This window comes from Chryseobacterium luquanense (assembly GCF_026460945.1).
Lineage (GTDB): Bacteria > Bacteroidota > Bacteroidia > Flavobacteriales > Weeksellaceae > Chryseobacterium > Chryseobacterium luquanense.
Genome location: NZ_JAOVZV010000003.1, coordinates 419330 through 444577 on the forward strand (window position 1 = coordinate 419330; position 25248 = coordinate 444577).

General features: G+C 33.4%; 30 protein-coding genes. 17 read left to right on the plus strand and 13 right to left on the minus strand.

The annotated features are described in order from the left end of the window. Window positions 1-285: 285 nt before the first annotated feature. The 3 genes from OEA66_RS06230 to ruvX form a co-directional block, all read right to left on the minus strand. On the minus strand, window positions 286-846 hold the full coding sequence (locus tag OEA66_RS06230; RefSeq protein WP_267266323.1) for a DUF5606 family protein: 561 nt from the start codon (window positions 844-846) through the stop codon (window positions 286-288). A 67-nt stretch (window positions 847-913) separates the two neighbouring features. Further along, window positions 914-1486, minus strand: a complete 573-nt coding sequence (def, locus tag OEA66_RS06235) for a peptide deformylase (RefSeq protein ID WP_267280568.1) — start codon at window positions 1484-1486, stop codon at window positions 914-916. Further along, the gene (gene ruvX, locus OEA66_RS06240) at window positions 1483-1899 is read right to left on the minus strand and encodes a Holliday junction resolvase RuvX (protein ID WP_267280569.1); all 417 of its coding nucleotides are present in this window, start codon (window positions 1897-1899) and stop codon (window positions 1483-1485) included. The genes def and ruvX overlap by 4 nt, the downstream gene beginning before the upstream one ends. Window positions 1900-2014: 115 nt before the next feature. On the opposite strand from ruvX, the gene OEA66_RS06245 reads away from it, so the two are divergent. Further along, window positions 2015-2491 (plus strand): SixA phosphatase family protein, encoded by a 477-nt coding sequence (locus tag OEA66_RS06245; RefSeq protein ID WP_267280570.1) that lies wholly within the window; start codon window positions 2015-2017, stop codon window positions 2489-2491. A 148-nt stretch (window positions 2492-2639) separates the two neighbouring features. Here the strand turns inward: OEA66_RS06245 and OEA66_RS06250 are convergent, their stop codons facing one another. After that, window positions 2640-3008: a hypothetical protein gene (locus OEA66_RS06250; protein WP_267280571.1), complete on the minus strand. Its 369-nt coding sequence runs from the start codon at window positions 3006-3008 to the stop codon at window positions 2640-2642. 42 nt (window positions 3009-3050) lie between these two features. Continuing rightward, window positions 3051-4592 carry a serine hydrolase gene (locus tag OEA66_RS06255; RefSeq protein WP_267280572.1) on the minus strand — a complete coding sequence of 514 codons (1542 nt, stop codon included), beginning with the start codon at window positions 4590-4592 and terminating at the stop codon, window positions 3051-3053. A gap of 81 nt (window positions 4593-4673) precedes the next feature. On the opposite strand from OEA66_RS06255, the gene OEA66_RS06260 reads away from it, so the two are divergent. The 4 genes from OEA66_RS06260 to OEA66_RS06275 all read left to right on the plus strand — a co-directional run bounded on the left by OEA66_RS06260 (window position 4674) and on the right by OEA66_RS06275 (window position 7169). After that, complete coding sequence (locus OEA66_RS06260) at window positions 4674-5171, plus strand: metallophosphoesterase family protein (RefSeq protein WP_267280573.1); 498 nt, start codon at window positions 4674-4676, stop codon at window positions 5169-5171. 97 nt (window positions 5172-5268) lie between these two features. Next, the gene (locus OEA66_RS06265; protein WP_267280574.1) at window positions 5269-5763 is read left to right on the plus strand and encodes a DUF8465 domain-containing protein; all 495 of its coding nucleotides are present in this window, start codon (window positions 5269-5271) and stop codon (window positions 5761-5763) included. A gap of 18 nt (window positions 5764-5781) precedes the next feature. Beyond that, the gene (locus OEA66_RS06270; RefSeq protein WP_267280575.1) at window positions 5782-6498 is read left to right on the plus strand and encodes a DUF3822 family protein; all 717 of its coding nucleotides are present in this window, start codon (window positions 5782-5784) and stop codon (window positions 6496-6498) included. 71 nt (window positions 6499-6569) lie between these two features. Further along, window positions 6570-7169, plus strand: a complete 600-nt coding sequence (locus OEA66_RS06275) for an RsmD family RNA methyltransferase (protein ID WP_267280576.1) — start codon at window positions 6570-6572, stop codon at window positions 7167-7169. Window positions 7170-7199: 30 nt separating this feature from the next. Here the strand turns inward: OEA66_RS06275 and murI are convergent, their stop codons facing one another. The 5 genes from murI to OEA66_RS06300 form a co-directional block, all read right to left on the minus strand. Then, window positions 7200-8030, minus strand: a complete 831-nt coding sequence (murI, locus tag OEA66_RS06280) for a glutamate racemase (RefSeq protein WP_267266334.1) — start codon at window positions 8028-8030, stop codon at window positions 7200-7202. 66 nt (window positions 8031-8096) lie between these two features. Further along, on the minus strand, window positions 8097-9221 hold the full coding sequence (gene hemW, locus OEA66_RS06285; protein ID WP_267280577.1) for a radical SAM family heme chaperone HemW: 1125 nt from the start codon (window positions 9219-9221) through the stop codon (window positions 8097-8099). Window positions 9222-9272: 51 nt separating this feature from the next. Continuing rightward, entirely contained in the window at window positions 9273-10223 is a 951-nt protein-coding gene (locus OEA66_RS06290) for a PorP/SprF family type IX secretion system membrane protein (protein ID WP_267280578.1), read from the minus strand. A 51-nt stretch (window positions 10224-10274) separates the two neighbouring features. After that, window positions 10275-11348 (minus strand): RluA family pseudouridine synthase, encoded by a 1074-nt coding sequence (locus tag OEA66_RS06295; protein WP_267280579.1) that lies wholly within the window; start codon window positions 11346-11348, stop codon window positions 10275-10277. Between the two features lie 69 nt (window positions 11349-11417). Next, window positions 11418-12455, minus strand: a complete 1038-nt coding sequence (locus OEA66_RS06300) for a PASTA domain-containing protein (RefSeq protein ID WP_267280580.1) — start codon at window positions 12453-12455, stop codon at window positions 11418-11420. A 154-nt stretch (window positions 12456-12609) separates the two neighbouring features. On the opposite strand from OEA66_RS06300, the gene OEA66_RS06305 reads away from it, so the two are divergent. From OEA66_RS06305 to OEA66_RS06325, 5 genes are all read left to right on the plus strand, one after another. Continuing rightward, window positions 12610-13602, plus strand: a complete 993-nt coding sequence (locus tag OEA66_RS06305) for a D-alanine--D-alanine ligase (protein ID WP_267280581.1) — start codon at window positions 12610-12612, stop codon at window positions 13600-13602. Next, a complete protein-coding gene (locus OEA66_RS06310) occupies window positions 13595-14047 on the plus strand; it encodes a hypothetical protein (protein WP_267280582.1) in 453 nt (150 codons plus the stop codon). The genes OEA66_RS06305 and OEA66_RS06310 overlap by 8 nt, the downstream gene beginning before the upstream one ends. Window positions 14048-14050: 3 nt before the next feature. Then, complete coding sequence (gene coaD, locus OEA66_RS06315) at window positions 14051-14518, plus strand: pantetheine-phosphate adenylyltransferase (RefSeq protein WP_267266340.1); 468 nt, start codon at window positions 14051-14053, stop codon at window positions 14516-14518. Between the two features lie 73 nt (window positions 14519-14591). Further along, the gene (locus OEA66_RS06320) at window positions 14592-15224 is read left to right on the plus strand and encodes a trimeric intracellular cation channel family protein (RefSeq protein ID WP_267280583.1); all 633 of its coding nucleotides are present in this window, start codon (window positions 14592-14594) and stop codon (window positions 15222-15224) included. A gap of 66 nt (window positions 15225-15290) precedes the next feature. Next, a complete protein-coding gene (locus tag OEA66_RS06325; RefSeq protein WP_267280584.1) occupies window positions 15291-16133 on the plus strand; it encodes a T9SS type A sorting domain-containing protein in 843 nt (280 codons plus the stop codon). Between the two features lie 72 nt (window positions 16134-16205). Here the strand turns inward: OEA66_RS06325 and OEA66_RS06330 are convergent, their stop codons facing one another. Together OEA66_RS06330 and OEA66_RS06335 are read right to left on the minus strand one after the other, a co-directional pair. Beyond that, window positions 16206-16772, minus strand: a complete 567-nt coding sequence (locus OEA66_RS06330) for a DUF2892 domain-containing protein (protein ID WP_267280585.1) — start codon at window positions 16770-16772, stop codon at window positions 16206-16208. A 94-nt stretch (window positions 16773-16866) separates the two neighbouring features. Then, on the minus strand, window positions 16867-17361 hold the full coding sequence (locus OEA66_RS06335; RefSeq protein ID WP_267280586.1) for a dihydrofolate reductase: 495 nt from the start codon (window positions 17359-17361) through the stop codon (window positions 16867-16869). A 163-nt stretch (window positions 17362-17524) separates the two neighbouring features. Between OEA66_RS06335 and OEA66_RS06340 the strand changes: the two genes are divergently transcribed. The 6 genes from OEA66_RS06340 to OEA66_RS06365 all read left to right on the plus strand — a co-directional run bounded on the left by OEA66_RS06340 (window position 17525) and on the right by OEA66_RS06365 (window position 22135). Next, window positions 17525-18133 carry a LemA family protein gene (locus OEA66_RS06340; protein WP_267280587.1) on the plus strand — a complete coding sequence of 203 codons (609 nt, stop codon included), beginning with the start codon at window positions 17525-17527 and terminating at the stop codon, window positions 18131-18133. Continuing rightward, window positions 18133-18561: a TPM domain-containing protein gene (locus tag OEA66_RS06345; RefSeq protein ID WP_267280588.1), complete on the plus strand. Its 429-nt coding sequence runs from the start codon at window positions 18133-18135 to the stop codon at window positions 18559-18561. The genes OEA66_RS06340 and OEA66_RS06345 overlap by 1 nt, the downstream gene beginning before the upstream one ends. After that, the gene (locus OEA66_RS06350) at window positions 18542-19342 is read left to right on the plus strand and encodes a TPM domain-containing protein (protein WP_267280589.1); all 801 of its coding nucleotides are present in this window, start codon (window positions 18542-18544) and stop codon (window positions 19340-19342) included. The genes OEA66_RS06345 and OEA66_RS06350 overlap by 20 nt, the downstream gene beginning before the upstream one ends. A gap of 13 nt (window positions 19343-19355) precedes the next feature. Continuing rightward, a complete protein-coding gene (locus OEA66_RS06355; RefSeq protein ID WP_267280590.1) occupies window positions 19356-19658 on the plus strand; it encodes a hypothetical protein in 303 nt (100 codons plus the stop codon). 76 nt (window positions 19659-19734) lie between these two features. Next, window positions 19735-20256 carry an NAD(P)H-dependent oxidoreductase gene (locus OEA66_RS06360; RefSeq protein ID WP_267280591.1) on the plus strand — a complete coding sequence of 174 codons (522 nt, stop codon included), beginning with the start codon at window positions 19735-19737 and terminating at the stop codon, window positions 20254-20256. 1 nt (window position 20257) lies between these two features. Beyond that, window positions 20258-22135 carry a monovalent cation:proton antiporter-2 (CPA2) family protein gene (locus OEA66_RS06365; protein ID WP_267280592.1) on the plus strand — a complete coding sequence of 626 codons (1878 nt, stop codon included), beginning with the start codon at window positions 20258-20260 and terminating at the stop codon, window positions 22133-22135. A 1-nt stretch (window position 22136) separates the two neighbouring features. Here OEA66_RS06365 and OEA66_RS06370 read toward each other — a convergent pair whose 3' ends face one another. After that, window positions 22137-22946 carry a head GIN domain-containing protein gene (locus OEA66_RS06370; RefSeq protein ID WP_267280593.1) on the minus strand — a complete coding sequence of 270 codons (810 nt, stop codon included), beginning with the start codon at window positions 22944-22946 and terminating at the stop codon, window positions 22137-22139. Window positions 22947-23091: 145 nt separating this feature from the next. On the opposite strand from OEA66_RS06370, the gene OEA66_RS06375 reads away from it, so the two are divergent. Continuing rightward, window positions 23092-25236 carry a M3 family metallopeptidase gene (locus tag OEA66_RS06375; RefSeq protein ID WP_267280594.1) on the plus strand — a complete coding sequence of 715 codons (2145 nt, stop codon included), beginning with the start codon at window positions 23092-23094 and terminating at the stop codon, window positions 25234-25236. Window positions 25237-25248: the final 12 nt, after the last annotated feature.

Genomic DNA, 25248 nt, shown 5'->3' on the forward strand with positions numbered 1-25248 from the left:
AGAATTCAAAGTGATGCAAATTTAAGGTAAATCTTTTTGTTGGTTTTCGCAAAGGCGCAAAGATTTTAACTTCATTCCTTTTTAAGGCTCGAAAAAATCAAAGGTTTTTAGCAAGTTTTATATATAGAATATTTTAGTGACAAGTCCTAAATTGTATCGAAGATAAAAAATCCTTACGCCTAAAATGATCAGTTAAAATAATTTTGCGCCCTCGTTAATCCAACTTAAAAACAAAAAAACCTTATCATTTCTGACAAGGTTTTATATAAATTCAGATAAATCGAATTATCCCATTTTTCTGTGTGTACTTTTTGTAGCTGCTTTAGCTCCTGTACTAGCTTTTACTTTCGGAGTTGCAGGCTTGTCTGCTTTCGGAGCTGCTTTTTTGGGAGCATCTTTCTCAATGTTAACTTCGTCTGTAGCTTCACCTTCTACAGTTTCTGCTTCTGCTTTTACGAAGCTTTCAGGGGTGATGTATCCTGCTTTGTGAAGGATGTTATACCATTGAGCCAATTTTTTAATATCAGAAAAGTAAACTCTGTCTGTATCATAGTTTGGAAGAGACGCAGTCATAAACTCTTTCAACTCATCTTCTGTAGATTTGTGAGAAATAGTTTCTTTGTACTCGTAGTTTTTAGCGATATTTTCGAAAACTTCAAACAAAGGAACTTCTTTATCAAAAGTAAACATAGCAATATTATCCAACAAGCTAACTTGACTTGAATTACCGATGCTTACCTTCTTTTTTGTAGTAACTTCTTCAATAATGAATCCGTTTTTCAACTGTGACACCAATTTGTAAAGACCCGGTTTTCCGGAAATCGAAATTATTTTTTCTAACAGCATAATTTTATTTTTTTAATTTCAGTAAAAGCTATAACGCTTTTTATATTAATATATTTCTTAGTTTAAATTATTTTGGAAATCTCATTTTATAGCTAATCGAAACCTCTCCCTGAGTGATTTTTGTTAGTTTTCCCTTTACCAGCTTTTTCTTCAGCGAGCTTAAATGATCGGTAAAAAGCGTACCTTCTATATGATCATATTCGTGCTGAATTACGCGGGCTCTAATATCGGAAAAAGTTTCTGTATGCTTCACAAAATTTTCGTCGTAATATTCGATCAAAATCGTGCTCTTTCTTTTCACATCTTCTCTCACATCAGGAATCGAAAGGCAGCCTTCGTTAAATTTCCACTCTTCACCCGATTCTTCAAGAATTTTTGCATTAATGAACACTTTTTTGAAGTCTTTCAGCTCTTCAGCAATATCTTCGTAATCTTCATCTTCTGCCAAAGGTGTAACATCTACGATAAACAACCTTATATCTAAACCAATCTGCGGTGCAGCCAGACCAATACCGTTTGCACTGTACATGGTTTCAAACATATTATCAATCAATTCCTGCAGATCTGGATAATTTTTGTCTATCTCTTTTCCCGTTTTTCTTAAAACAGGATCTCCAAAAGCTCTTATTGGTAAAATCATCTTGTTTTTTGTTCTAAAAAATTCTGCAATATGATGGTTGCACTTACTTTATCTATCAATCCTTTTTGTTGTCTCTGTTTTTTGCTTTTCCCACTTTGTGAAATAAAAAACGAAGCCATTTTTGAGGTAAATCTTTCATCTAAACGGTGAACTTCTATCTGAGGAAATTCTTTTTTAAAGTTTTCTATAAATCCTAAAATATCGGTTTCCACTTCGGAAATATTACCTTTTAAATCTACAGGAAGCCCTACAACAACTGCCTCCACACTGTTCTCAATGAAATATTTTTTAAAAAAATCTATCAGAAAACGAGTTTCCACAGTATCAAGACCACTTGCAATAATCTTCATATCATCGGTTGCTGCAACGCCACAACGTGCTTTACCATAGTCTATAGCAATGATCTGTCCCATAAGTCTGCAAATTTAAGAAATTTTACTCATTTTATTCCTAACACAGTTTTTTTTATAAATCATGTTTTATTTACATTAATTTTTTTATAATTTTATATAACCTAAACTCAAGATTATGAAGCAATTGATTCTCGTAAGACATGCAAAAAGCGACTGGCCGGAAGAAACCAACGACTTTGACAGACCTTTGGCAGACAAAGGATTACTAGACGCTCTGAAGATGTCTAAATTTTTAAAAAGCAACAGCATTGGTATTGATTATTTGCTTTCCAGCCCGGCTGTACGAGCTTTAGGTACTTGTAAAATTTTTAATCAGACTTACAATTTAAATTTCGGAACCAACGAAAAACTCTATAATCCTTCTGAAAATAATTTCCAGTCTGTGATTTATGATTTAAATGACGATTTAAATTCGGTTGCATTTTTCTCACACAATAATGGTATTTCTAATTTTGCCAATTCTATTTCTGAAGATATTTTCCATTTTCCGACTTGCGGTGTTGCCGGTTTTCAAATTGAATGTGATTCTTGGTCGCAGTTTGACAGCGCCAATAAAAAGCTGCTCTTCTTTTATGAACCCGGGAAAATTTAATTTAAATATACACGTGTGAAATTCCTCTCCTTTGGAGGGGTGGCGAAAATTCGAAAGAATTTTTGACGGGGTGGTTCAATATTTCTAAATGTAAAATTTCATTTAAGTTTTGGCTAAAGCCAATTTGCCGATAAACAAAAAAAACGGGCTAAAGCGCGTTTCTATCGATACACAAATCAGAAGTCACCCAAAATATTTCATCAGGATTCGGAAGTCTATATTGTAAAGCTTTCCATCTTTCATCAATTATTTTAATTAGATCCTTCTTTTGTTCAGGAGTTTTAAAGCTATACTCTTCATTGATAAGAATGTTTTTTTCATCTTTTTTAAGAAGAAATATTTTAATCAGATTACTTTCCATCAATTCATTTAACATTGCCATTGCATAAATCTTCAAATCTTCTATGTTATGAATATTTTCATATTCATTAACAATTGAGATGAACATATCTGCAAATACATAGTCATCTTCTCCAAATAATAGTATTTTCTTTTTTATTTCTTCCCAATCATTCATACCTTACAATAATTGATTTAAATTATTTGCTTATAATAAAATTTATTTTCTTTTCAAATCCAAATCATCAAAATCAAAACTGAAATCAGTAATATCTGAAATTGCTTTTATTTTTGCAGATTCGGCCTTTCCGTTTTCATCATAATTAAAAATTAGATACGCATCGGCATCATAACTTCTGTCGTCCCATTTAATAATGAAAGTATTATTTGAAAAAGGGAGCAACTCACCTTTCAGCCTTGGAGAGTTCTTACAAGAAATTCTATACGTATTTCCTTGTTGAATAATTTCGACATCTCCAAACCATACATCGTTGTATTTCCCGACAAACTGTTCTGCTTTTGGCTGTAGGCTTTTTTCCTTTTTGAATGCTTCAGACTTTGCAAAAACTTCTTTCTTTTGTTTGTTGTATTCTGCCTCCACTTTTTGCATTCTGTCACCGTAAGTTTTAAGCCAGTTTCTGTCAGCAACTCCTAAATAAGAGTCTTTCACCGTATTGGTTATCGCACTAAATGCTGCTCCGGATTGTTGATTCGTTAAAACGATAATACCCAATTTCATATCAGGAATTAAAGTAAACTGAGTTACTGTTCCAATCAATCCACCGGTATGTTGAATTTGCTTATGGCCTTTCACGTCACTTAAGAACCATCCTAATCCATATCCGTAAAAACTTGTATCATAAGGATTTTTCATTGCAATAGCTTCCGGAATCTGAAGACTCCAAAGCTGCTGAATATTTTTATCTGAAACTAATTTCTTTCCGTCTTTAGTCGTAAAATTATTCAGAAGACATTCTGCCCAAGTCGTCATGTCTTTAATGTTACTCATAATTCCGCCCGCGGCATTTCCTGTTTCGTTCCAGTCGTGAGGAACGGCAATTGCTTTTCCGTCAACCGGAGCGTGTGCATCAATTTTATTTGAAACGGCTTTTGCTCTGTTGTAACTTCCGAAACTTGAAGTCATTCCGACAGGTTTCAAAATTCTTTGTTCAATAAAATCTGCCCAGCTTAATCCTGAAATTCTGGTAATCACTTCTCCTGCAACAATAAACATGATGTTATTATAGTCTAAAGTTGTTCTGAAAGGGTTTTCAGGTTTTAAATATCTTACATTATGAACGATATCTTTCACCGTTAAATTTCCACCTTCCGGAAAAAACATCAAATCTCCTTGTCCTAAACCTAATCCGGCTCTATGCGTCACCAAATCTTTAATGGTAACGTTTTGAGAAACATAAGGATCATACATCTGAAATTCCGGAATATATTTTGAAACCTTATCGTCCCAGTCTAATTTTCCTTCATCTGCTAAAATTGCCAAAGCAGTACAGGTAAATCCTTTTGAATTGGATGCAATTCCGACCAGAGTGTTATCATCCATCGGTTGTTTCGTCGTTAAAGAACGTACTCCAAAACCTTTAGAGTAAATTACTTTTCCGTCTTTAATAACACCAACCGACATTCCCGGAACATCGAAAGTTTTTAAAGTATTTTGAATTAATTCATCCATTTTTTTTTCTTCAACCTGAGCAAAAGAGATGAAAGAAATAAAAAGTAGGAATAAAGAGAAGTTATGCTTCATTATTTTTAAATTTCTCCAAATTTAATCAATTCAGTATTATTAAGTAAATTTGGATTTTCAAAAAAAGAGCTTAAATTAAATATGACCAAAATCCTTCTTCTCTCCGATTCTCATTCTTATATTGATGACAGAATTTTAGATTATGCTAAACAGGCTGATGAAATTTGGCATTGTGGTGATTTTGGAAGCTTTGAAATCATTGAACAGCTTGAAAAAATAAAACCTTTAAAAGGAGTTTGGGGAAATATTGACGGCGCAAAAATCCGTTCTGAATTTCCGGAAGTCAATCGATTTTTCTGCGAAAAAGTGGAAGTTTTGATGATTCACATTGGCGGATATCCCGGAAAATATACTCCGTTAACAAAAAAAGAAATTTCAGAAAAGGCTCCAAAATTATTTATTTCAGGGCATTCTCATATTTTAAAAGCCATGTATGATGATAAAAATAAATTGCTTCATCTCAATCCCGGAGCTTGCGGAAAACAAGGATGGCATAAAATGAGGACGATGATGCAGTTTGTAGTTGATGGAGAAGAAATAAAAGATTTGGCGATCATTGAATTAGGGCCAAAAGTATAATTTGAAACACAAACGCCACAAATATTTTTCACGACTAAGACTAAGAATTTCGTGAAAATTGGTGTAAAACATTTGTGTTAATTAGCGGTAAGAAAAAATGAAAATTGGTGATAAAGTTTCAGTAGTAGATGAAGATTTAGGTGGAGTAATTACTTCAGTGAATGGAAATATCGTTGTTTTTAAGGATGAATATGGTTTTACTTATCAATATTCGAAAGAAAAACTGGTTCCGAAAAATGCTGAGATTTATGATAATATTAAAATTGTAAAAAAAGCTGAAACTAAAAAATTTATTTCAAAAAAACACGATAAAAACCCTTTGATTCTTGACTTACATTTCAATAATTTAGTTAAAAATCCTAATGATTATGATAGTTTTGAAAGATTGTTCATGCAAAAGGAAAAATTAATTCAGACTATAAATTTCTGCAGAAAAAATCATTTGAAAAGACTCGAAATCGTACACGGAATTGGAGATGGAGTACTTCAAAACTTAGTATGGGACGTACTTGAAAGTCAAACAGGTTTAGATTTTTACAATAAGGAAATACTTCATCATCAATCGGGTGCGGTAATGGTAGAATTTCACTAAATTTGCAACAATTGTAATATGAACGTACTAAATTTACTTTTTACCAAAGACGGACTGATTTACCAAATCACCAAAAACAAAAGTGTTTTGGAAGAGAAATCGTATTTCGTAGACGAAGAATCGCCAAAAAATTTCATCTCAGAAAAACTGGAAGATGTTCTTTTAAAGCAAAGATATGACGAAGTTTCTGTTATTTCTGCGCTGAATCATTTCACTTTAATGCCTGAAGGTTTTGAAGACCACGATTCTGGATATCAATTGATTGCTTTCAATGCACCTGTTGACAAAGAAAATGAAGAACTGATGCTTTCTGTGAACAAGAAATTCAAAGTCCAGTTTTATTATACGTTTCCAAAAAGCTTTTATCAGAAAATAAAAGATCTTTCAATTCCTGTGAGATTTAATTTTTCGGGAGAAAAGTTTTTGAATTCAATCAATAATAAGAATAACAAAGAAATTCACATCAATCTTTATCATAATCAGTGTGAATTTTTTGCCATTTCAAATAAAAAAATCATCCTTTATAATAATCTGGATGTCAATTCGGAAGTAGATTTTCTTTATTTCGTCATGTTTACTTTAAGTAAAATCGGTTTTGGAATCAACGAAACTAATTTTTACGTTTATGGCGAAACCACAGAAAACGAAACATTTATATCAGAACTTCAGAAATTTGTAAAAAATCTGAAAGTTGTTTATGATAATGTTCCGAATAAGAATTTCATCCTTAATTAGGTTGCAGGATGCAGTTTTTAGGATTTAGTTTCTACTGCTACCTTTTACCTATCATCTAAAACCTAACAAAAATGTACAGAATAATTTCCGGTAAATGGAAAGCAAAAAAAATAGCCGCTCCCAAAAACTTTGATGTAAGACCTACTACCGATTTTGCAAAAGAGGCGCTTTTCAGTATTTTGGAAAACACTTACGATATGCAGTCAATCTCAGTTCTTGATCTTTTTGCGGGAATTGGTTCTATCACGTTTGAATTTGCTTCAAGAGGTTGTAAAGATGTGACTTCGGTTGAAATGAATCCAAAACATACATCTTTCATCAATTCAGTCGCTTCAGAATTGGATATGAGTTTGCAGGTAAGTACGCAACGTGGAGATGTTTTTGACTGGCTGAAAAAATTCAGAAATAAAAAATCTTACGAAATTGTTTTCGCTGATGCTCCGTTTGAAACCGAAGAAAAAAAATATCACGAACTGCTTTCTTTAGTTTTAAAAAATAAATATCTAAAACCAAATGGAGTTCTGATTGTAGAACATCAAAGCAGATTAAAACTGGATCATCCGAATTATAAATTTACCCGAAAATACGGAAATGTGAGTTTTAGTTTTTATGAACCTAATCAGGAAGCAGAACTTGATATAGAAACAGAAAACATCGATACTACAGAATAAAAAAAAGACTCAAATTGAGTCTTTTTCGTTTTATAAAACCTTATGTTCTAAATCTATTGTTTTCCCAAAGAATTTTTTTGATATTTTCTCGAAATTCTTAGTAATATCCGAAAGATAAAACTTGTAGGTCGGCTTAGGATTATTTTCGTTTAACAAATGATATTTATCTAAAATAATCGTTAAATGATTCGCCACAATATTCGGTGAATCAATCACGCGAACACGGTTTCCGTAATACTGTTTAATCTCATCAATCAAAAGTGGATAATGGGTACAACCGAGAATCAACGTTTCAATATTTTTTAATTTAGCATTGCTCAGATAATTGTAAATAATCGAGTGTGTGATCGGATGATTTTTGAACCCCTCTTCAATCGCAGGAACCAAAAGTGGCGTCGCCAGTTCATCAACTTTGATAAATTTGTTGTGTTTTCGGATGCTTTTTTTGTACAAACCTGAATTTACAGTCGCTTTCGTAGCAATTACTCCCACATTATTATGAATTTCGTATGAAACTTTTTCTGCTACAGGATTGATTACATCAATTACAGGAACTTTTCCGGCAACAGATTCCATCACTTCATTCAAAGCATTTGCTGTAGCCGTATTACAAGCAATTACAATCGCTTTACAGTTTTGTTCTAAAAGGAAATTAGAAATTTTCGTAGAATATCCTATAATCGCTTCTTTCGACTTTTCTCCATAAGGAAGGTGTTTTGTGTCTCCAAAATAAATCAAATCTTCATGCGGAAGAAGTCTTTTAATTTCTTTTGCAACCGTTAAACCTCCAACACCACTGTCAAAAATTCCAATGGGCTGTTTTGCTGAAAGATGCGAATAATCTTGTTTTTTAGTTTTCAAAAGGATTGAAATTTTGATACAAAAATACTTAAAGATTTTAAATTTGAGATTCGAGATTTGATATTTTTAAACTTGGAAGAGATCAGAAGCAATTCCGTCTGCCATAAACCAATGTTTTTCCGGAATTTTCAGGTGATTATTTTCAATTTTGAGAATTTCTTCTTCCAGTTTATTTTTAATTTCTTTATTAAAATGGTCTAAAATACTATTAGAAAATTTTTGATTCAAACTTTCCAAATCAACCCCCCAAATTGTTCTTAATCCAATCATAATCATCTCGTTGAACTGATCTTGTTGAGAAAGAATTTCAGTTTCTTTTGCCAAAATATTTGAGTATAATTTCTTTATATATTGTTGATTGTTTGCGATATTCCAGCTTCTGATATCTGTTCCGTTGTAAGAATGTGCAGAAGGACCGATTCCTAAATATTCCTGATATTTCCAATAGGCAGAATTGTGTCTTGAATAAAATCCAGGTTTTGCAAAATTAGAAACTTCATAATGATCGAAACCATGATCTTTCAGGAAATCAATCATATAATAAAACTCCCGATTCTGCTCTTCTTCTTTTGGATTTGAAACTTTTCCTTTTGCTATCCAGTTTTCTAAAGCCGTTTTTGGTTCAACCGTTAAAGCGTAGGAAGAAATATGAGGAATTTCAAGTGCAATTGTTTTGTTTAAATTTTCTTTCCAAATTTCAAGATTAGAAGTTGGTGATCCGTAAATTAAATCAATACTTAAATTTTCAAAGCCAAAATCCTGTGCTCTTTTGATCGAACTTTCTGCTTCTGAAGCATTATGCGCACGATTCATCAATTTCAAATCTTCATCAAAGAAACTTTGGGTTCCAATTGATAAACGATTGACTGAAGAACTTGATAATTCTTTCAGAAATGCACTACTCAAATCATCGGGATTGGCTTCTAAAGTAATTTCAATATCATTATTAAAACTGAAATATTTTAAAACCTCATCGATTAAAGACTTGATTTCATCCGCAGAAAGCACAGAAGGAGTTCCGCCACCAAAATAAAGCGACTGAATGCTCTTGTTTTGGAGTTCGTCTTTTCGAAGGAAGATTTCCTTTTTCATTGCATCCAGCATTTCATCTTTAAAATTCAAAGAAGTAGAAAAATGAAAATTGCAATAGCTGCATTTCTGTTTGCAGAAAGGAATGTGAATGTAAATCATAAAAAAAGCTCTGAAAAATTTCAGAGCTCAAATTTATTTAAATTAAATTGATTAATATCTAAATCCTCTATGATTAATAAAGTTATCGAAGTTATAACCTAAACCAAGCATAAAGCTATTCCCTCCGTAAGTCTGAATATCAGACATTCCAAGGTTGTAAGTAGCCCCAATCATAAATTTGTTAAATCTTACTTTCACAATTGGAGAGATGCTCAACTGCTGATTGTCAAATCTGTTTTGAACTCCTCTGTAGCTTACCCCGAAAGAGAAAGCGTTGATATCGTTTGAGAATGTAGCCATAAGGTTTAAGTCCATCATTCTCGTTGAGTTTGTATTCAGGTTGATTAAAGCTGAAGGTGTAATTGCGATGTTATCTGCAATTTTCCAGTCGTATCCTAAGTTTAAAAAGAATTTGATTGGAGAAGGCTCATAATTGTTTACGATAGATTCGTCATTACTTAATGCGATATCATTCACAGAAACTCCCCCGAATAAACCTCTGTACGTTGCAGCTAAACCGAAGTTAGCATATGCCATAAAGATGTTGCTTTCATTTCCTTGCAACAATGGATCGTAACCGTCTTCAGTATTAATTTTAGAATAGTCAAAATTCATATTGTAGAAGTTCACACTTGTACCAAAAGAAAACTGATCTTGTCTTTCTCCTTCACTGCTTAGTGGGATAAAATAAGATGCTCCTGCTGTAATACCTCCTGCTGAAATAGGACCGTTGCTATCTCTAAAAACGGAAAGACCCGCTCCAACTCTATCAAAAATATTTGCGTTGATCCCCACAGACTGAACATTTGGAGACTCGCTAAATTTTGAAAATTGTTGTTGATAGTTTAAGTTAAGTTGTACGTAGTCCGTTTTACCGTATTGAGCAGGGTTGAACAGGAACTCACCATCCAAAAGATATTGTTGATAGTATGGTAGTGATTCTTGTGCTTTGTATGCATTCGACAAAAGAGCTAAACATACGATAGCATATAGTTTTCTCATAACAAATCTTGATTTCAATTCAACAAATATAAAAAAAATCTCAATATATTTTTAGTTTTCTAAATAATTTCTCCATTTTTTTACAGCATCCGCCATATCTGGAGGCATTGGGCTCTCAAAATACAATTCCTTTTTAGTAGTTGGGTGTATAAATCCTAAAGTATGGGCATGGAGAGCATGTCTTGGTAATATTTCAAACACATTTTTTATAAACTGCTTATACTTAGGTAGGTTAACACCCCGAAGCGCCACACTACCCTCATAACGTTCATCGTTAAACAGCGTATGACCGATATGTTTAAAGTGCGCTCGAATTTGGTGCGTTCTTCCTGTTTCAAGCTTACATTCTACCCAAGTCATATATTTAAATCGTTCCAAGACCTTAAAATGCGTGACAGCATGCTTACCTTGACTTCCGTCAACATAAGTGTACATCTGCATTCTATTTTTCGGATGTCTTCCTATATGCCCCGTAATAGTCCCCTCATCGTCTTTTACATTCCCCCAAACAAAAGCCCAATACAAACGCTTGGTTTTTCTTTCGAAAAACTGCTTTGCAAGGAAACTTAAAGCATATTCATTTTTAGCAATAACTAAAAGCCCGGAAGTATCTTTATCGATCCTGTGAACCAACCCGACTCTTTCTAAATCTGATTTTGCTCCGTTTTTCTGAAAATGGAAAGCCAGAGCATTGACTAAAGTTCCATCCCAGTTTCCGAATCCCGGATGAACAACCATTCCCGGATTTTTATCAACGACAACCAAATCATCGTCTTCATAAACAATATTGATAGGAATATCTTGTGGAATGATAATATTTTCGCGAGGAGGACGAGTTAATAAAACAGAAACCTGATCATAGGGTTTAACTCTATAGTTTTGCTTTACAGGAGCACCGTTTACGATAACATTTCCTGCACGACAAGTCTGTGAAATTTTATTTCTCGAAGAATTTTGTCTAAAATTGAATAAAAACTTATCTATTCTTAAAGGTTCCTGTTTAGGATCAACAGTAATGTTCAGATGTTCATAAAGTCCTTTATTTTCATCATCGATATCAATGTCAACATTCGTATTAGCATCTAAAAATTCTTCGTCTAAAAAATCGTCGTTATCTTCTGTCATTGCTTTCTTTTATATAAAAGGCTTCAACATAATTAAAGTTGAAGCCTTATTTTTATATTTAATTAAAAATTAATTTATAATCATCTTTTTAGCTTTAGGCTTATCGGATGTTGGAGTTGTAGCAGGTTTTGGCTTATCTACTGAAGTTGTTGCTTTCGCTGAACCTGAACTTGCATTTGATTTTACAGCATCCGTTTTTGGAACGTCTTTTTTAGGTGGACTTACCGGAGTCGGAGTTGCATCAATCACGGGCGCATCCTGAAAATTCGGTACTTCATCATATCTTACCGGAGGTAAAGTGGTATCAACCTTCATACGATAAGTAGAATTAAGGATTTCAATCTTACCCCGTAATTCTGCTGGTGTTTTTTTACTTGCCCAAAGATCAATCTGCATTCCCTGATCTCGTGAATCTCCTGCAGCCGGATCCTGATAATAAACAATATCCGAATCATCATTTCCTCCGTCTTCAAAATCTACAAGACCTACTTCAAAAAGATTTCTTGCAATTAAAGCTTTTGCATCTTTTACCGTTAAACCAACAACATTCGGAATGGCAATATTTCGCATAGGACCAGATCCTACAACAACATCAATTACTGAAAATCTAGGGATTTTGGTTCCTGGTTTTATTGAATTTCCTTTAAATAATATTCTTAAAACCGCATCTTTCTGAATACTCGGTTCATAAATAGTATCGTTAACCTTCAAGCCTACCTGCTCCAATCTCTGGAAAGCCAATCCTGAATATTTATTGATAACATCCGGAACAGCAACCGGAGCCCAGCTTTTAGGATTTACCATCAGCTGAATCGCTCTTCCGTCTTTTACACGAGATCCCGGAGAAGGATAAACCTTCAAAACTTGAAGCGGTCTGTATTTAGGATTATAAGCTGCACTGTCAACTTCATAGTCGAGTCCTGCATCTTCTAATATTTTCACAGCGTCATGAACTGATTTATTAATAACATTCGGAACAGGAATTTCCTGACCATGATTGGTATGATATTCCAACCAACGGAAAGTAAGCCACACCAATCCTACGAAAACACCGATGGCTACTAACAAATTGACTAAAACTTTCCAATTCAAAAGCGATTTAAACATACTTTAAAATCCTTTAATAATAACGACAAAGATAATTAATAATTTTATATTGAAGTTTTTATTTAGTAGATTTCAATTTTGCATTCAAAAAATTTGAAATTCATTTATTTCAATATATAAAATGTTTAAATTTGCCTTACTTGATAATATAGATATGAGCAAAAAGCACGTTGCCGTAGTTATGGGAGGCTATTCTGATGAATACAAAGTTTCTCTGAAAAGCGGTCAATTAATATATGATTCCTTAGACAGAGATCTTTATCATGTCTATAAAGTGGTGATTCTGAAAGATGAATGGTACTTTTTGGATGAAAATGAAAACAAAAAACCAATTAACAAAGGCGATTTTTCGGTTACTTTAGACAACGAAGTATTGAAATTCGATGCTTGTTTCAATATCATTCACGGAACTCCGGGTGAAAACGGAATTCTTCAGGCTTATTGGGATGCCATCGGACAAAAATATACCGGTTGTGATTTTTATCAAAGTGCATTAACATTCAATAAAAAAGATACTTTAGCGGTACTTTCAAAATACGGAATTCCTTCGGCGAAAAGTGTTTATTTAAGAAAAGGAGAAGAAATTAATGTAGATGAAATTATCGAAAACTTAAATCTCCCTGTTTTTGTAAAACCTAATCAATCAGGTTCATCACTGGGAATTTCCAAGGTGAAAGAAAAATCTGAATTAATTGCTGCAACAGAAATTGCTTTTAAAGAAGATGATGAAATTTTAATTGAAAGTTTCCTCGACGGAATGGAAGTTTCTGTGGGAGTCATTGATTTTAAAGGTGAAACGATCGTTTTAGGAATTACGGAAATTGTCCCTAAAAACGAATTTTTTGATTATGAAGCTAAATATGAAGGTGCTTCGGAAGAAATTACCCCTGCAAGAATCGACGATGAAACCAGAATCAGAGTGGAAGAAATTGCAAAAAGAGCCTACAATTCTCTTGGAATGAGCGGTTTTTCGAGAAGCGAATTTATTTTAATGGATGGAATTCCTTATATGTTGGAGATGAACACCAATCCTGGGTTTTCTCCGGCAAGTATTCTTCCGCAACAGGCTAAAATCTATGGGATTTCTATAACAGATCTTTGTGGAAACGAGGTTGAAAAAGCTCTTAATAAAAGAAATAATGAATAAAATATCGATCATTTTATTTATCATTCCTTTTTTTTCATTTTCCCAAAATGTAAAAACGCTTGAATTGGATCTTCCAAAGAATGATTCTGATGCTAAACAGGTCGGTTTTATAGGAGAGGCTATTTATCTGGATAAACAAAAATGTTTTGAATATGTCATGAAACATGATGTTGTAATTGACAATGAAACGGCTCCAAATTATTTTGAAATCTCTTCTTTGGACAAAACAGTCTTGTTTTCAGGGATTATAAAGAAAAGTGAAGATGGAAATTTTGAAAACATTATTAATTTTCGACCACTTGAAAAGTTTTACAAAAATTCAAAAATTATAGGAAGAAATAATCTAATTTTGAATTTATCTTCCAACCACGTTTTAAATAATAACTGCAGTCTGAACCTTGAAAACTTAAGACTGTTTTACGAAAAATCAAACGAAAACAACTAGGATATGAAAATCGCTGTTTTCCCTGGGTCATTTGATCCGATTACATTAGGACATTACGATATTATTGAGAGAGCTGCGGCACTTTTCGATAAAGTAATTATTGCTATAGGGCAAAATTCTCAAAAAAAATATATGTTTCCTTTAGAAAAAAGGATAGAATTTATTCAAAATTCAGTTGCGGAATTCCCGAATGTTGAAGTAGATCATTTCGAAGGTTTAACGGTAGATTATTGCTTTGAAAAAAATGCTCAATTCATTCTCAGAGGTCTTAGAAATCCTGCAGATTTTGAGTTTGAAAAAGCAATTGCTCATACCAACCGAACTTTAGCCCACAAAAAACTGGAAACCGTTTTCTTGTTGACCTCATCAGGAAAATCTTTTATCAGCAGCAGTATTGTAAGAGAAATCATCAATCACGGAGGAGAATATGAACTTTTGGTTCCGGAATCTGTAAGAGTAGAAAAAAAATAAATGATAAATGATAAGAGATTAATGATTTTAGACATTTAATCGACTATCATTTATCGACTATCATTTATCAGGAATGCACGAACAAATCAATTTTGCAATAGAAGTTCTCGGTACGATATCATTTTCGATGTCGGGAAGTTTTGCGGCAATGCAGAAAAGATTAGATCCGTTTGGAGTTTTAATTATTGCTTTCGTTACATCAGTTGGTGGCGGAACGGTGCGTGATTTATTGCTGGGAATTCCGGTTTTCTGGATGCATGATCTTTTGATGTGCGGATTAATTTTAGCGACAAGTATTTTTTCAATGATTTTTAAATCTATTGAGAAAAACTTCAAAGTAACTTTATTTATTTTTGACAGTTTCGGATTGGGATTATTTACTATAATTGGCGTTCAGAAAGGCTTAAATGTAGACATTCATCCACTAATTTGTATAGGATTAGGAACCATAACAGGATGTTTCGGCGGAATTATACGAGATATTTTACTAAACAGAATTCCCTTAATTTTCAGGAAAGAAATTTACGCAAGTGCTTGTATTATTGGAGGTTCTACATTTTTATTATTGACAACTTTCACCAATCTTTCTTATACAATTATTCAGATTTTTACCATTTTACTAATCGTTTCCATCAGAACTTTAGCTGTAAAATATCATTGGCAAATACCTAAATTTTATGGTAATGAACAAACTTCAGAAATGTAATTAACTAACGATAAGCTTATTTTGATAATTATTTACTACATTTAGTCAACTAAAATTATTAAGCTTATGAAAAACTCTACTTTTTTTTACATTTTGCTCATTTGCTTCTTAGGAATAATTCCTACAAATGCACAACAGCAAATAACAATCGGAACAGGAACAGCTTCATGGTATTACTCACCAATTACAAGATTATTTGAGAACGGAGCAAGTGAAACAATTTATGACGCTTCAGAAATTGGAGGTACAGGAACAATAAATTCTATAGGATGGAATATTGTCAGTAATGCTTACGCAACAACTACAGGCAATGTATCTATTTACATGAAGATGTCTACTCAAAGTACTATTTCTACTCCTACGAGTACAACGGGTTATACATTAGTTTATACAGGTAATGTAAACAACGATGTTTTAGGATGGCAAAACATTACACTTACAACTCCTTTTCAGTATAATGATTCTACAAAAAACTTAATAGTTTTAGTAGTGCATGCTTCAGGAAATTATACATTATCTCCTCCGAATTACTCGTATTCCAACGTAGCAAATAAATCATCAACTTATTATAGTATTTCTAATGCATGGAATGACACTCGAGCAATGACAGCAACACCTAACAGAACAAATATCAGATTAAATTTTGCTAGTTTAAGTACTGTAGAAATTGATGGGAAAACATCTATAAAATATTATCCAAATCCTGTAAAGAACATTTTCAATATTTCAGGAAATCAAATTATTTCTTCTTTAGATTTTTATAATTTAGCCGGACAAAATGTTTTAAGTCAAAAATTTGACAGTAGAGATGTTTCTATAAATATATCAAGATTAACAACAGGAAATTATATTGCAAGAATTAACTATAAAGACGGCTCTTCAAAAACAATCAAAGTTATAAAACAATAGCATAACAATTATTTGATATAAAAAAATGGCAGAAAATTACTTTTCTGCCATTTCTATTTTTAAATATTTTTATTAAAATTTACCTCTATTTCTCATATTAGGATTATGCATATGCTTTTGCATTGTAGGCATTTTCAACTGATCTTTCAACATTTTGATTTGATCAGCCATCATACCTGCAGAATCTAATCTTTTTGCTTCTTCCAATAGTTTTTGTCCTTCCTGCCTTTTTCCTTTAGAAATTGCACCTGCAGCAAGATTCAAGGTTGCCATTGCACGGTCGTGTTTCATGTTCAAACCATACTCCAAAGCTTTTTTCATCAAAGGTTCTACTTTTGTAGGATGATCTTGAGCTAAAACCAAACCTTGAAGATAATGGTAATATCCGTATTGGTTTTTGTGAAGTTCTGTTTTATAATCTTTAATATTATTCAGAAATTTTGACGCTTTCACCATATCTTGTTTCCTCAACTGCCAAAAAGCCAAAAGAATATTTTCATTCTTAATAAATAAGAAAATCGGCAATGCAGCTAAAAGAAAAACCACGATTCCCCAACCTAAATTTCTTGTGAAAATCATCATGTAAAGACCTCCAAGAATCAGAAGCGCTGCAACTATGATTTTTATGTATTTATTCATTATTAAATTTTAGAAGTGCAAAGATAAGAAATTTGATTGTTCGTTGATGGTTTCTAATTAAAATTTCACCCATTAAAAAATTATCAACTAACAACTACTGAACATCAACTTTTTCAAACGTTTGAAAACAGAAATCATATTGATTTTTATCGTCTTTTTCATGACAGATTTCTGAAGTCATTTTCCAAAACTTCGGGTTGATTTTAGGAAAATAAGTATCGGCTTCAAGATTCGCTTTTACTAAAGTTACTTCAAGTTTATCTGCAATTTCCATTGTTTGTTCGTAGATGTTTCCGCCACCAATGATGAAGATATTTTCATCAATTTTTTTAGCAAATTTCACAGCTTCTTTAATGCTTCCTACGATCAGAATCCCTTCCTGAAACCAGTTTTTCTTTCTTGAAACAACAATATTGGTACGGTTTGGAAGTGCCTTCCCGATGCTTTCGTAAGTTTTTCTCCCCATAATGATCGGATGTCCCGAAGTAAGGTCTTTGAAATGTTTTAAATCTTTTGGAAGATGCCACAGCAATTGGTTATCAGAACCAATTTCATTTTTTTCTCCCATTGCCACCACAATTGTTGTCATTCAATAAATTTTCTGCAAAATTAGCACTTAATTTGTATATTTGAGTAGCACAAAAAGCATTAAAAAATTAAATGATGAAATCGCCATTTTAAAATTTTTAAAGAAAAGCATACTAAAAGATTGGCGATTCCATATAACTATTGAAAACAATAAAAATTCACATATGAAAAACAGAGGTTGCATGAGCGCCGGAACAATCGGTATTGCTCTTATTATTATTGTAGGAATATTATTTTTCTGGGGAAAAAGCGGGTACAATAAATTTGTAGATCAGGAACAAACCGTTGATGCAAAATGGTCTAACGTACAAACCGTTTATCAGAAAAGAGCCAATTTAATTCCAAATTTAGAAAGAACTGTAAAATCATACTCAAAATTTGAACAGGAAACTTTAACAAAAGTGGTTGAAGCACGTTCAAAAGCAACTTCTATCAACATCAATCCTTCCAATTTAACAGAGGAAGATATGGCTAAATTTCAGGCTGCACAAAACGAATTATCGGGATCTTTAAGCAGATTAATGGCGGTTGTAGAATCTTATCCTAACTTGAAAGCAGATCAACAATATATTAATTTTCAAAAAGAATATATTGCGATTGAAAACAGCATCAGAACAGAAACTGTTTATTACAACAACGCCGCAAGAGACTATAACGTTTCAATAAAGCAGTTCCCAAATAATATTTTGGCAAACTTTACCAATTTTAAAGAAAAACCTTTATTTAAAGCACAAGCAGGAGCTGAAAATGCACCAAGCGTATTTACAGAATAATGAGCCGTTTTCTCACAAATCAGCAGATCGATTCTTTAGTGGAAGCTATTCAATCGGCAGAGCAACATTCTACCGGAGAAATCCGTGTACATATAGATTCTTCTACAGATTCTAAAACTGCAGAAACTGCTTTTGAGGTATTTAAAGAATTATGCAAAGATAAAACCGCAGAAAAAAATGCGGTTTTATTTCATGTTAATTTTGAAAATAAATATCTTACTATCATTGGCGATACAGGAATTCATGCGAAAGTACATCAATCGTATTGGGATCATCTGCATGATTACATCACTTCAGAATTTGCAAAAGGTCATTTTTATCAGGCTTTAAAGAGCGGAATTCTTGAAACTGGTTTAGAACTAAAAAAACATTTTCCCGTAAAGGGAGAAAATCACAACGAATTACCCAATGAGATTACATTCTCTTAAAATATTTTTAGCTTTCTTATTTGTATGCTGTTATAGTTTTTTATCAGCACAATACACTATTCCCGAAAAACCTGCAGTTTTATACCCGGTTTATGATGAAGCCAACCTTCTTACTCAACAGGAAAAAGATGAACTGAATAACAAGCTTATCAAATTTGCAGATTCTACTTCTACAGAAATTGAAATCATTATTATTCCCTCAACAAAAGGTGAAGACGTGAATTTTCTGGCAACTATGTTTGGAGAAAAATGGGGAATAGGGCAAAAAAATGTAGATAACGGAGTGGTTTTTCTGATTGCAAAAGATGACAGAACGATGGCTATTCAGCAAGGAAGAGCGGTTGAACAATATTTAACAGCCTCTGTTGCAGGACAGATATTAGATTACATTGTAACACCCAATTTCAAACAAGGAAAATGGTTTGAAGGGATCAATGGCGGAACAAATGCTATCATGGATTCTGTTCAAGGAAAATTTAAACCTTTAAACAATCAAAAAAAGGGAGACATCAATGTTTCAAAATTAATAATTATAGGAATTGTGATATTCATTATTCTTATCGTTTTATTTAAAAATAGAGGCGGCGGAGACGATGATGGTGATATTATTTTAAGCAGAAAAGGAAGAAGAAATTATCCCGGTGGATTTTTCCCATTCCCGTTCCCAGGAGGTTTTGGGGGTGGCGGATTCGGTGGCGGCAGTTCACGAGGCGGCGGTGGTTTTGGCGGTTTCGGTGGTGGCGGAAGTTTTGGCGGCGGCGGAGCTTCTGGTAGCTGGTAAAATATTAGAAAAAATGAAATTTTCAGTTATCTCAATTCTTCTAAGCCTGATTACTATACTTCTTTCTATAAAGGTCAATGTGAATATTTTAAATTATTATTTATCCACAGATGGCAAAACACAAGCGCTTTTTGGACTCACAGAATTAAAATATTCCTATAAATATTATTTTCTAATCATTTCACTGATTTCCTCATTATTCTTATTCTTAGCTTTTAAAACGAAAGAATTAAAGAAATTCAAGTATTTAGGAATTTTCATTTTATCAAGTGGAATAGCATCAGTATTTATTGGCTTTTGGAAATGGTTTGTTTAATTAAAATTTCATTAAAAACCGACTATTATTATAAATTTTTAACTCAATTTTCATTATATTTACTGAAAACGGGTTTATGAAAAAAACGCTGGTGGTTTTTGCCCATCCTTATCTTGAGCATTCCAATTCAAATGTAGAACTCATCAATTTCTACGTTCGTCATCAGCATTTTACACTTCGCGATTTATACGAAGAATATCCCGATTTTCATATAGCGGCTTTCAGAGAACGAAAAAGACTGCAGCAATACGACCGTTTTATTTTTCAGTTTCCTATTATCTGGTTCGGAATTCCACCCTTACTAAAATTGTGGATTGATGAAGTTTTCGACCGGAACTGGGTGAAAGAAGGTGAAAATAATCCACTCAAAAACAAAGAAGTTTACATCGTTGTAACGACTGGCGGAAAGGAAAGGTCATTTTCAAAAGAAGGCACTTACAAATACACGATTGACGAAATTATCAGCGGTTTAATTGTTTCTCTTAAAGTTTTTGATGCCAATATTAAAGACATCACGATTGTTTACGAAGCTAATAAACTATCTAAAAAAGAAATCATTCTTCAAAAAAAGAAATTTGTCGAAATCCTAAATCAGTAATATGGAAACCACTTTAGCAATGAACACCTTAATTTTTTTGGGCGTTGCCATTATCATGGTTCCGCTCGCAAGAAAATTGGGTTTAAGCTCAGTAATCGGTTATATTTTAGGAGGAATTATCATCGGACCTTATGTTTTAAAACTAACGGGAAACGACGTTAACGACATTATGCACGCCAGCGAATTTGGAGTCATCATGCTTCTTTTTTTGGTTGGATTAGAATTGGAACCCAGAAAGTTCTGGGAAATGCGGAAGAAAATCGTCGGACTTGGTTTGACGCAAATGGTTCTTACGATTTCAATTCTCTTCCTTATTTTCATTTGGGCAGGCTGGAAAATTGATAAAGCATTTGCTATTGCCATGTGTTTTGCATTGTCATCAACCGCAATTGTGCTTCAGACTTTACAGGAAAAAAATAATTTAAAAACTTTAGCAGGCGAAGCTTCTTTTTCCACCCTATTATTTCAAGATATTGCCGTGATTCCGATTTTGGCAATTTTGCCTATTTTGGCACATTCAAAAGCGAAGACTAGTGAAAATGAAGTTCAGATTCTCATCCAGAAACTTCCAGAATGGCTTCAAGCTGGAACCGTTATTTTCGGAGTTGTTGCGCTAATCTTATTGGGAAGATATGTTTTTGTACCATTTTTAAGATATGTTTCAAAAGCAGGAATGACAGAATTATTAACTGCTACTTCCCTATTTTTGGTAATTGGAGTTTCAGAATTAATGGTTGCAATTGGCTTATCTCCGGCTTTAGGAGCATTTTTGGCCGGTGTGATGTTGGCAAACAGCGAGTTTCGTCATGAGCTGGAAGCGCATATTGATCCGTTTAAAGGTCTTTTGCTCGCCGTTTTCTTTGTGAGCGTCGGTTCTACGATGAATTTCAATGTCATTGCAGAAGATCCTGTTTTTATTTTCAGTACTGTTTTTGTGGTTTTAGCGGTGAAATTTTTTGTTCTTTTTTCCATCGGAAAATTCTTTAAAATTGATACACCCCAAAGTTTATTTTATGCTTTTGCACTTTCTCAGGTGGGAGAATTTGCTTTTGTCTTAATTAATTACGCATCAGATCTTTCTCTTTTTAGTCCTGAAATGAATGCACAAATGATGGCAATCACAGCGATTACGATGTGCATCACTCCAATTTTTTTAATCATTAATGATAAATTGATTACTCCGAAATTCATAAAAGAATTTCCGGAAACAAAATCAGATTTCAATATACTTGACAGAGATATTTCACAAAAAAAGATAATTATCGTAGGTTTCGGGCATTTTGGAAGCACCGTGGGAAGACTTTTGAAAGCCAATAAAATCACAGCAACCATTCTCGACAGAGATTCTGAGCGTGTAAAACTGTTGAGAAGTTATGGTTTTAAAGTATATTACGGCGATGCTACAAGAATCCCTATTTTAAGAGCTGCAGGAATTGAAGATGCCGAAATTTTGGTTCTCTGCCTTGACGATCCCGATGATAATAGATTTGTCGCAGAATTGGTTCGTGAGCAATATCCTGATGTGAAAATATTTGTCCGTGCTAAAAACAGAATTGATGCATATGCTTATCTAGACAACGGAATTGATAATATTTACCGCGAAACTTTAGGAACCGCAGTGGATATGGCAGTCGATGTTTTACAGGAAACCGGAATGCGAAAATATGCAGCTCGCCGTCTCGGACAAAGATTTATGGCTATCGATAAAGCTTCCATCAGAAAGTTGGCAAAATCTAAAGATGATGAAGACATTCGACTTTTTACCACAAAAGAAATCCTCCAGCGAGAGGAGGATTTATTGGCTTATGATAATTTAAATTTTGAAAATAAAGACTGGGAAACCTCATCAACAGATGATGAAGAGGAAGGCGATAAGTAATTTACTGAATACTTACGCTTCCGCCGCTGCTTTCTTCTTTTGAAACGGTCGTTACATTTCCTTTTTTTATTCCTTTGATTGAACCGCCGGAAGATGCATGAGCATCAAATTGAGAAGAAACACCAATTTCTACATTAGAACCACTCGAAGATTCTGCTTTTACATTTTCTGCAATTACTTCTTTTGCCGAAATTGTACTTCCAGATGACGCATTCAAATTTGCGCCTTTTGTTTTTCCTGAAATATTAACTTCACCTGCAGACGAAGCTTCTACATTTAGATTCACAGCCCAGATTTGTCCTTTAAAAGTTCCGCTGCTTCCTGCATCAATATCCATATCGTTGGCTTCAAGTTTCCCCGAAATATGACCTGAACTTGAAACTTCAATATCGGTTTTATCTTGAGTAAATTGGTCTCTCACTACAATAATTCCCGCAGAATTGGCTTCTAATTTTTCAAAATCTTTAGCATAAATTTTAGCTTTCACATTATTCGTATTCATCACACGAAAACCATTTTTGTAATGAATATGCAGTTCACCACCATTGTTATCAACCAAAACTTCATCAATAATATTTGCCGGAGCAGAAATTACGACTCTTTCAACATCAGACTTAATAATTTCAGCTTCAATTGCCTGAGAAACTTCAATTTCGTCAAAATTTCCTTTAAATTCTTTTTGTTTTAAAGGTCCGTGATCTTTATTCGTAACGTCGGGAAGCCAACTTGATTTTCCATCTTTTCGCTCATTTTCTTTACAAGAAGAGACAATCATTAATCCTGAAAAAAGTAAAACTGTGGTGTATTTCATGTTTTGATGTTTAGAAGTTTTGTTTTTAATATCTTTATACTTTAATAACAACTAAATTATGAAATCTCTTACAATTGACAAGAAAAACAATTTTTAAAATCAAGAGAGAGATTCCGTAACATTTAAAACAATAAGTCTATACAATATGAAAAATGTTTCATCAGTATTGTTAATTTCTGCTTTGGCATTCAATTATTCTTGTACTACCACAATGAAAACAAACGACATAAAAAAGGAAATACCTGTTCCAGATTCTTCGCTTTCTTCAAATCCTTTTATGAAAAAAAGCAAGCTTCAATACGAAGCCCCTGAATTTGATAAAATTAAAAACGAACATTTCAAACCTGCTTTTGAGTTTGGTTTAAAACAACACGATGCAGAGATTTTAAAAATTGCCAACAATTCTGAAGCCGCAACTTTTGATAATACAATTGTTTCATTAGAAAAAAGTGGTGAAATTTTGAAAAGAGCTTTGATTACATTTTCAAATCTTACAAGTGCAAATACAAACCCAACCCTACAGGCTTTAGATGAAGAATATGCTCCAATTTTTGCAGCACATTCTGATAAAATGTACCTGAATGAAAATCTGTATAAAAGAATTAAATCTATTTCTGAAAACGGTTTGGATTCTGAAAGCAAAAGATTGGTACAGTTCTACAAACAAAATTTCGAAATTGCAGGAGCAAATCTTTCTTCGGCAGACAAAGAAAAATTGAAGCAGGTGAATCAGGAATTAGCTTCTCTTTCTACCCAGTATTCCAACAAATTATTGGAAGCAAGAAAACAAGGCGGCGTTTTCTTTACTGATGCAAAAGAATTGGACGGACTCTCCGCTGACGAAATTTCGGCAGCAGCAAGTGATGCAAAAACTGCCGGACAACCCGGAAAATATCTTTTAGCTTTACAAAATACAACACAGCAACCTCTTTTGCAAAACCTGAAAAACAGAGCAACAAGAGAAAAATTGTTCAAAGCTTCTTGGACAAGAGCTGAAAAGAGTGATGGAAATGACACTAGAGAGACCATCGAAAAATTAGCGAAACTCAGACTGAAAAAAGCTCAGATTTTAGGTAAAAAAAGCTTTGCAGAATGGAAATTGCAAGATCAGATGGCAAAAAAACCTGAAGCTGCTGTAAAATTGATGAATCAGATTGCAACTCCGGCTGTAGAAACTGCAAAACGTGAAGCAAAAGACATTCAGGATTTGATCGACCAGCAAAAAGGAGGTTTCAAAGTAGAACCTTGGGACTGGAATTTCTATGCCGAACAAGTGAGAAAAGCAAAATTTGATTTAGATGAAAATCAGATTAAACCTTATTTCGAAATCACAACTGTTTTAGAAAAAGGAGTTTTCTTCGCCGCTGAAAAATTTTATGGATTAACCTTCAAAAAGAGAACAGACCTACCGGTTTATCATCCTGATGTAGTAACCTACGAAGTTTTTGATCATGACGGAAAATCTATCGCCATTTATTATTTGGATTTCTATACAAGAGATTCTAAAAGCGGTGGAGCGTGGATGAGCAATTATGTTGAGCAATCTTATTTGTTAGGAACAAAACCGGTGATTGTTAACTGTTATAATTACCAGAAACCCGCTGCAGGAAAGCCTTCATTGATTAGTTTTGACGATGTTTCAACAATTTTCCATGAGTTTGGTCACTCCATTCACGGAATGTTTGCGAGCCAAAAATATCCATCACTTTCAGGAACCAATGTACCGAGAGATTTTGTAGAATTCCCTTCTCAGATTAATGAACATTGGGCTTTAGACCCTGTCGTTTTAAAAAATTATGCTCTTCATTACGAAACGAAACAGCCGATTCCTCAAGCTTTAGTTGATAAAATTAAAAAGGCCGGAACTTTCAATCAAGGTTATATGACAACCGAGTTGGTTTCTGCTGCAGCTTTGGATATGGATTGGCATTCGGTAACCAACGACGGACAGTTGCTTCCTGTGTTAGATTTTGAAAACCAATCATTAAAAAATCACGGATTTACTTTAGCTACTGTTCCGCCAAGATATCATACTCCATACTTTGCTCACATTTGGGGCGGTGGTTATTCTGCAGGATATTATGCGTATTTGTGGTCTGAAACATTGGATAACGACGCTTGGGAATGGATTGAAAAAAATGGTGGCCTGACTAGAGAAAACGGTGACCGTTTTAGAAAATATATTCTGTCTGTCGGAAATTCTGTGGATTTGAATCAGGCATTCAGAGATTTTACAGGACACGATCCGGATATTAAGCCGTTGTTAAGAAACAGAGGTTTTATTAAATAAATTTTAAGAGCA

What these genes read in the sequence shown, in the direction of transcription:
- OEA66_RS06355 (WP_267280590.1), top strand. Translation starts at nt 19,356, where the DNA reads ATGAAATTTTCAGTTATCTCAATTCTTCTAAGCCTGATTACTATACTT.
- OEA66_RS06270 (WP_267280575.1), top strand. Translation starts at nt 5,782, where the DNA reads ATGAACGTACTAAATTTACTTTTTACCAAAGACGGACTGATTTACCAA.
- hemW (WP_267280577.1), bottom strand. Translation starts at nt 9,221, where the DNA reads ATGATTTACATTCACATTCCTTTCTGCAAACAGAAATGCAGCTATTGC.
- OEA66_RS06365 (WP_267280592.1), top strand. Translation starts at nt 20,258, where the DNA reads ATGGAAACCACTTTAGCAATGAACACCTTAATTTTTTTGGGCGTTGCC.
- OEA66_RS06370 (WP_267280593.1), bottom strand. Translation starts at nt 22,946, where the DNA reads ATGAAATACACCACAGTTTTACTTTTTTCAGGATTAATGATTGTCTCT.
- OEA66_RS06255 (WP_267280572.1), bottom strand. Translation starts at nt 4,592, where the DNA reads ATGAAGCATAACTTCTCTTTATTCCTACTTTTTATTTCTTTCATCTCT.
- OEA66_RS06335 (WP_267280586.1), bottom strand. Translation starts at nt 17,361, where the DNA reads ATGACAACAATTGTGGTGGCAATGGGAGAAAAAAATGAAATTGGTTCT.
- OEA66_RS06295 (WP_267280579.1), bottom strand. Translation starts at nt 11,348, where the DNA reads ATGACAGAAGATAACGACGATTTTTTAGACGAAGAATTTTTAGATGCT.
- OEA66_RS06320 (WP_267280583.1), top strand. Translation starts at nt 14,592, where the DNA reads ATGCACGAACAAATCAATTTTGCAATAGAAGTTCTCGGTACGATATCA.
- OEA66_RS06245 (WP_267280570.1), top strand. Translation starts at nt 2,015, where the DNA reads ATGAAGCAATTGATTCTCGTAAGACATGCAAAAAGCGACTGGCCGGAA.
- coaD (WP_267266340.1), top strand. Translation starts at nt 14,051, where the DNA reads ATGAAAATCGCTGTTTTCCCTGGGTCATTTGATCCGATTACATTAGGA.
- OEA66_RS06275 (WP_267280576.1), top strand. Translation starts at nt 6,570, where the DNA reads ATGTACAGAATAATTTCCGGTAAATGGAAAGCAAAAAAAATAGCCGCT.
- OEA66_RS06325 (WP_267280584.1), top strand. Translation starts at nt 15,291, where the DNA reads ATGAAAAACTCTACTTTTTTTTACATTTTGCTCATTTGCTTCTTAGGA.
- OEA66_RS06290 (WP_267280578.1), bottom strand. Translation starts at nt 10,223, where the DNA reads ATGAGAAAACTATATGCTATCGTATGTTTAGCTCTTTTGTCGAATGCA.
- def (WP_267280568.1), bottom strand. Translation starts at nt 1,486, where the DNA reads ATGATTTTACCAATAAGAGCTTTTGGAGATCCTGTTTTAAGAAAAACG.
- OEA66_RS06360 (WP_267280591.1), top strand. Translation starts at nt 19,735, where the DNA reads ATGAAAAAAACGCTGGTGGTTTTTGCCCATCCTTATCTTGAGCATTCC.
- OEA66_RS06340 (WP_267280587.1), top strand. Translation starts at nt 17,525, where the DNA reads ATGAAAAACAGAGGTTGCATGAGCGCCGGAACAATCGGTATTGCTCTT.
- OEA66_RS06375 (WP_267280594.1), top strand. Translation starts at nt 23,092, where the DNA reads ATGAAAAATGTTTCATCAGTATTGTTAATTTCTGCTTTGGCATTCAAT.
- OEA66_RS06300 (WP_267280580.1), bottom strand. Translation starts at nt 12,455, where the DNA reads ATGTTTAAATCGCTTTTGAATTGGAAAGTTTTAGTCAATTTGTTAGTA.
- OEA66_RS06305 (WP_267280581.1), top strand. Translation starts at nt 12,610, where the DNA reads ATGAGCAAAAAGCACGTTGCCGTAGTTATGGGAGGCTATTCTGATGAA.
- OEA66_RS06330 (WP_267280585.1), bottom strand. Translation starts at nt 16,772, where the DNA reads ATGAATAAATACATAAAAATCATAGTTGCAGCGCTTCTGATTCTTGGA.
- OEA66_RS06350 (WP_267280589.1), top strand. Translation starts at nt 18,542, where the DNA reads ATGAGATTACATTCTCTTAAAATATTTTTAGCTTTCTTATTTGTATGC.
- OEA66_RS06230 (WP_267266323.1), bottom strand. Translation starts at nt 846, where the DNA reads ATGCTGTTAGAAAAAATAATTTCGATTTCCGGAAAACCGGGTCTTTAC.
- OEA66_RS06265 (WP_267280574.1), top strand. Translation starts at nt 5,269, where the DNA reads ATGAAAATTGGTGATAAAGTTTCAGTAGTAGATGAAGATTTAGGTGGA.
- OEA66_RS06310 (WP_267280582.1), top strand. Translation starts at nt 13,595, where the DNA reads ATGAATAAAATATCGATCATTTTATTTATCATTCCTTTTTTTTCATTT.
- OEA66_RS06260 (WP_267280573.1), top strand. Translation starts at nt 4,674, where the DNA reads ATGACCAAAATCCTTCTTCTCTCCGATTCTCATTCTTATATTGATGAC.
- ruvX (WP_267280569.1), bottom strand. Translation starts at nt 1,899, where the DNA reads ATGGGACAGATCATTGCTATAGACTATGGTAAAGCACGTTGTGGCGTT.
- OEA66_RS06250 (WP_267280571.1), bottom strand. Translation starts at nt 3,008, where the DNA reads ATGAATGATTGGGAAGAAATAAAAAAGAAAATACTATTATTTGGAGAA.
- OEA66_RS06345 (WP_267280588.1), top strand. Translation starts at nt 18,133, where the DNA reads ATGAGCCGTTTTCTCACAAATCAGCAGATCGATTCTTTAGTGGAAGCT.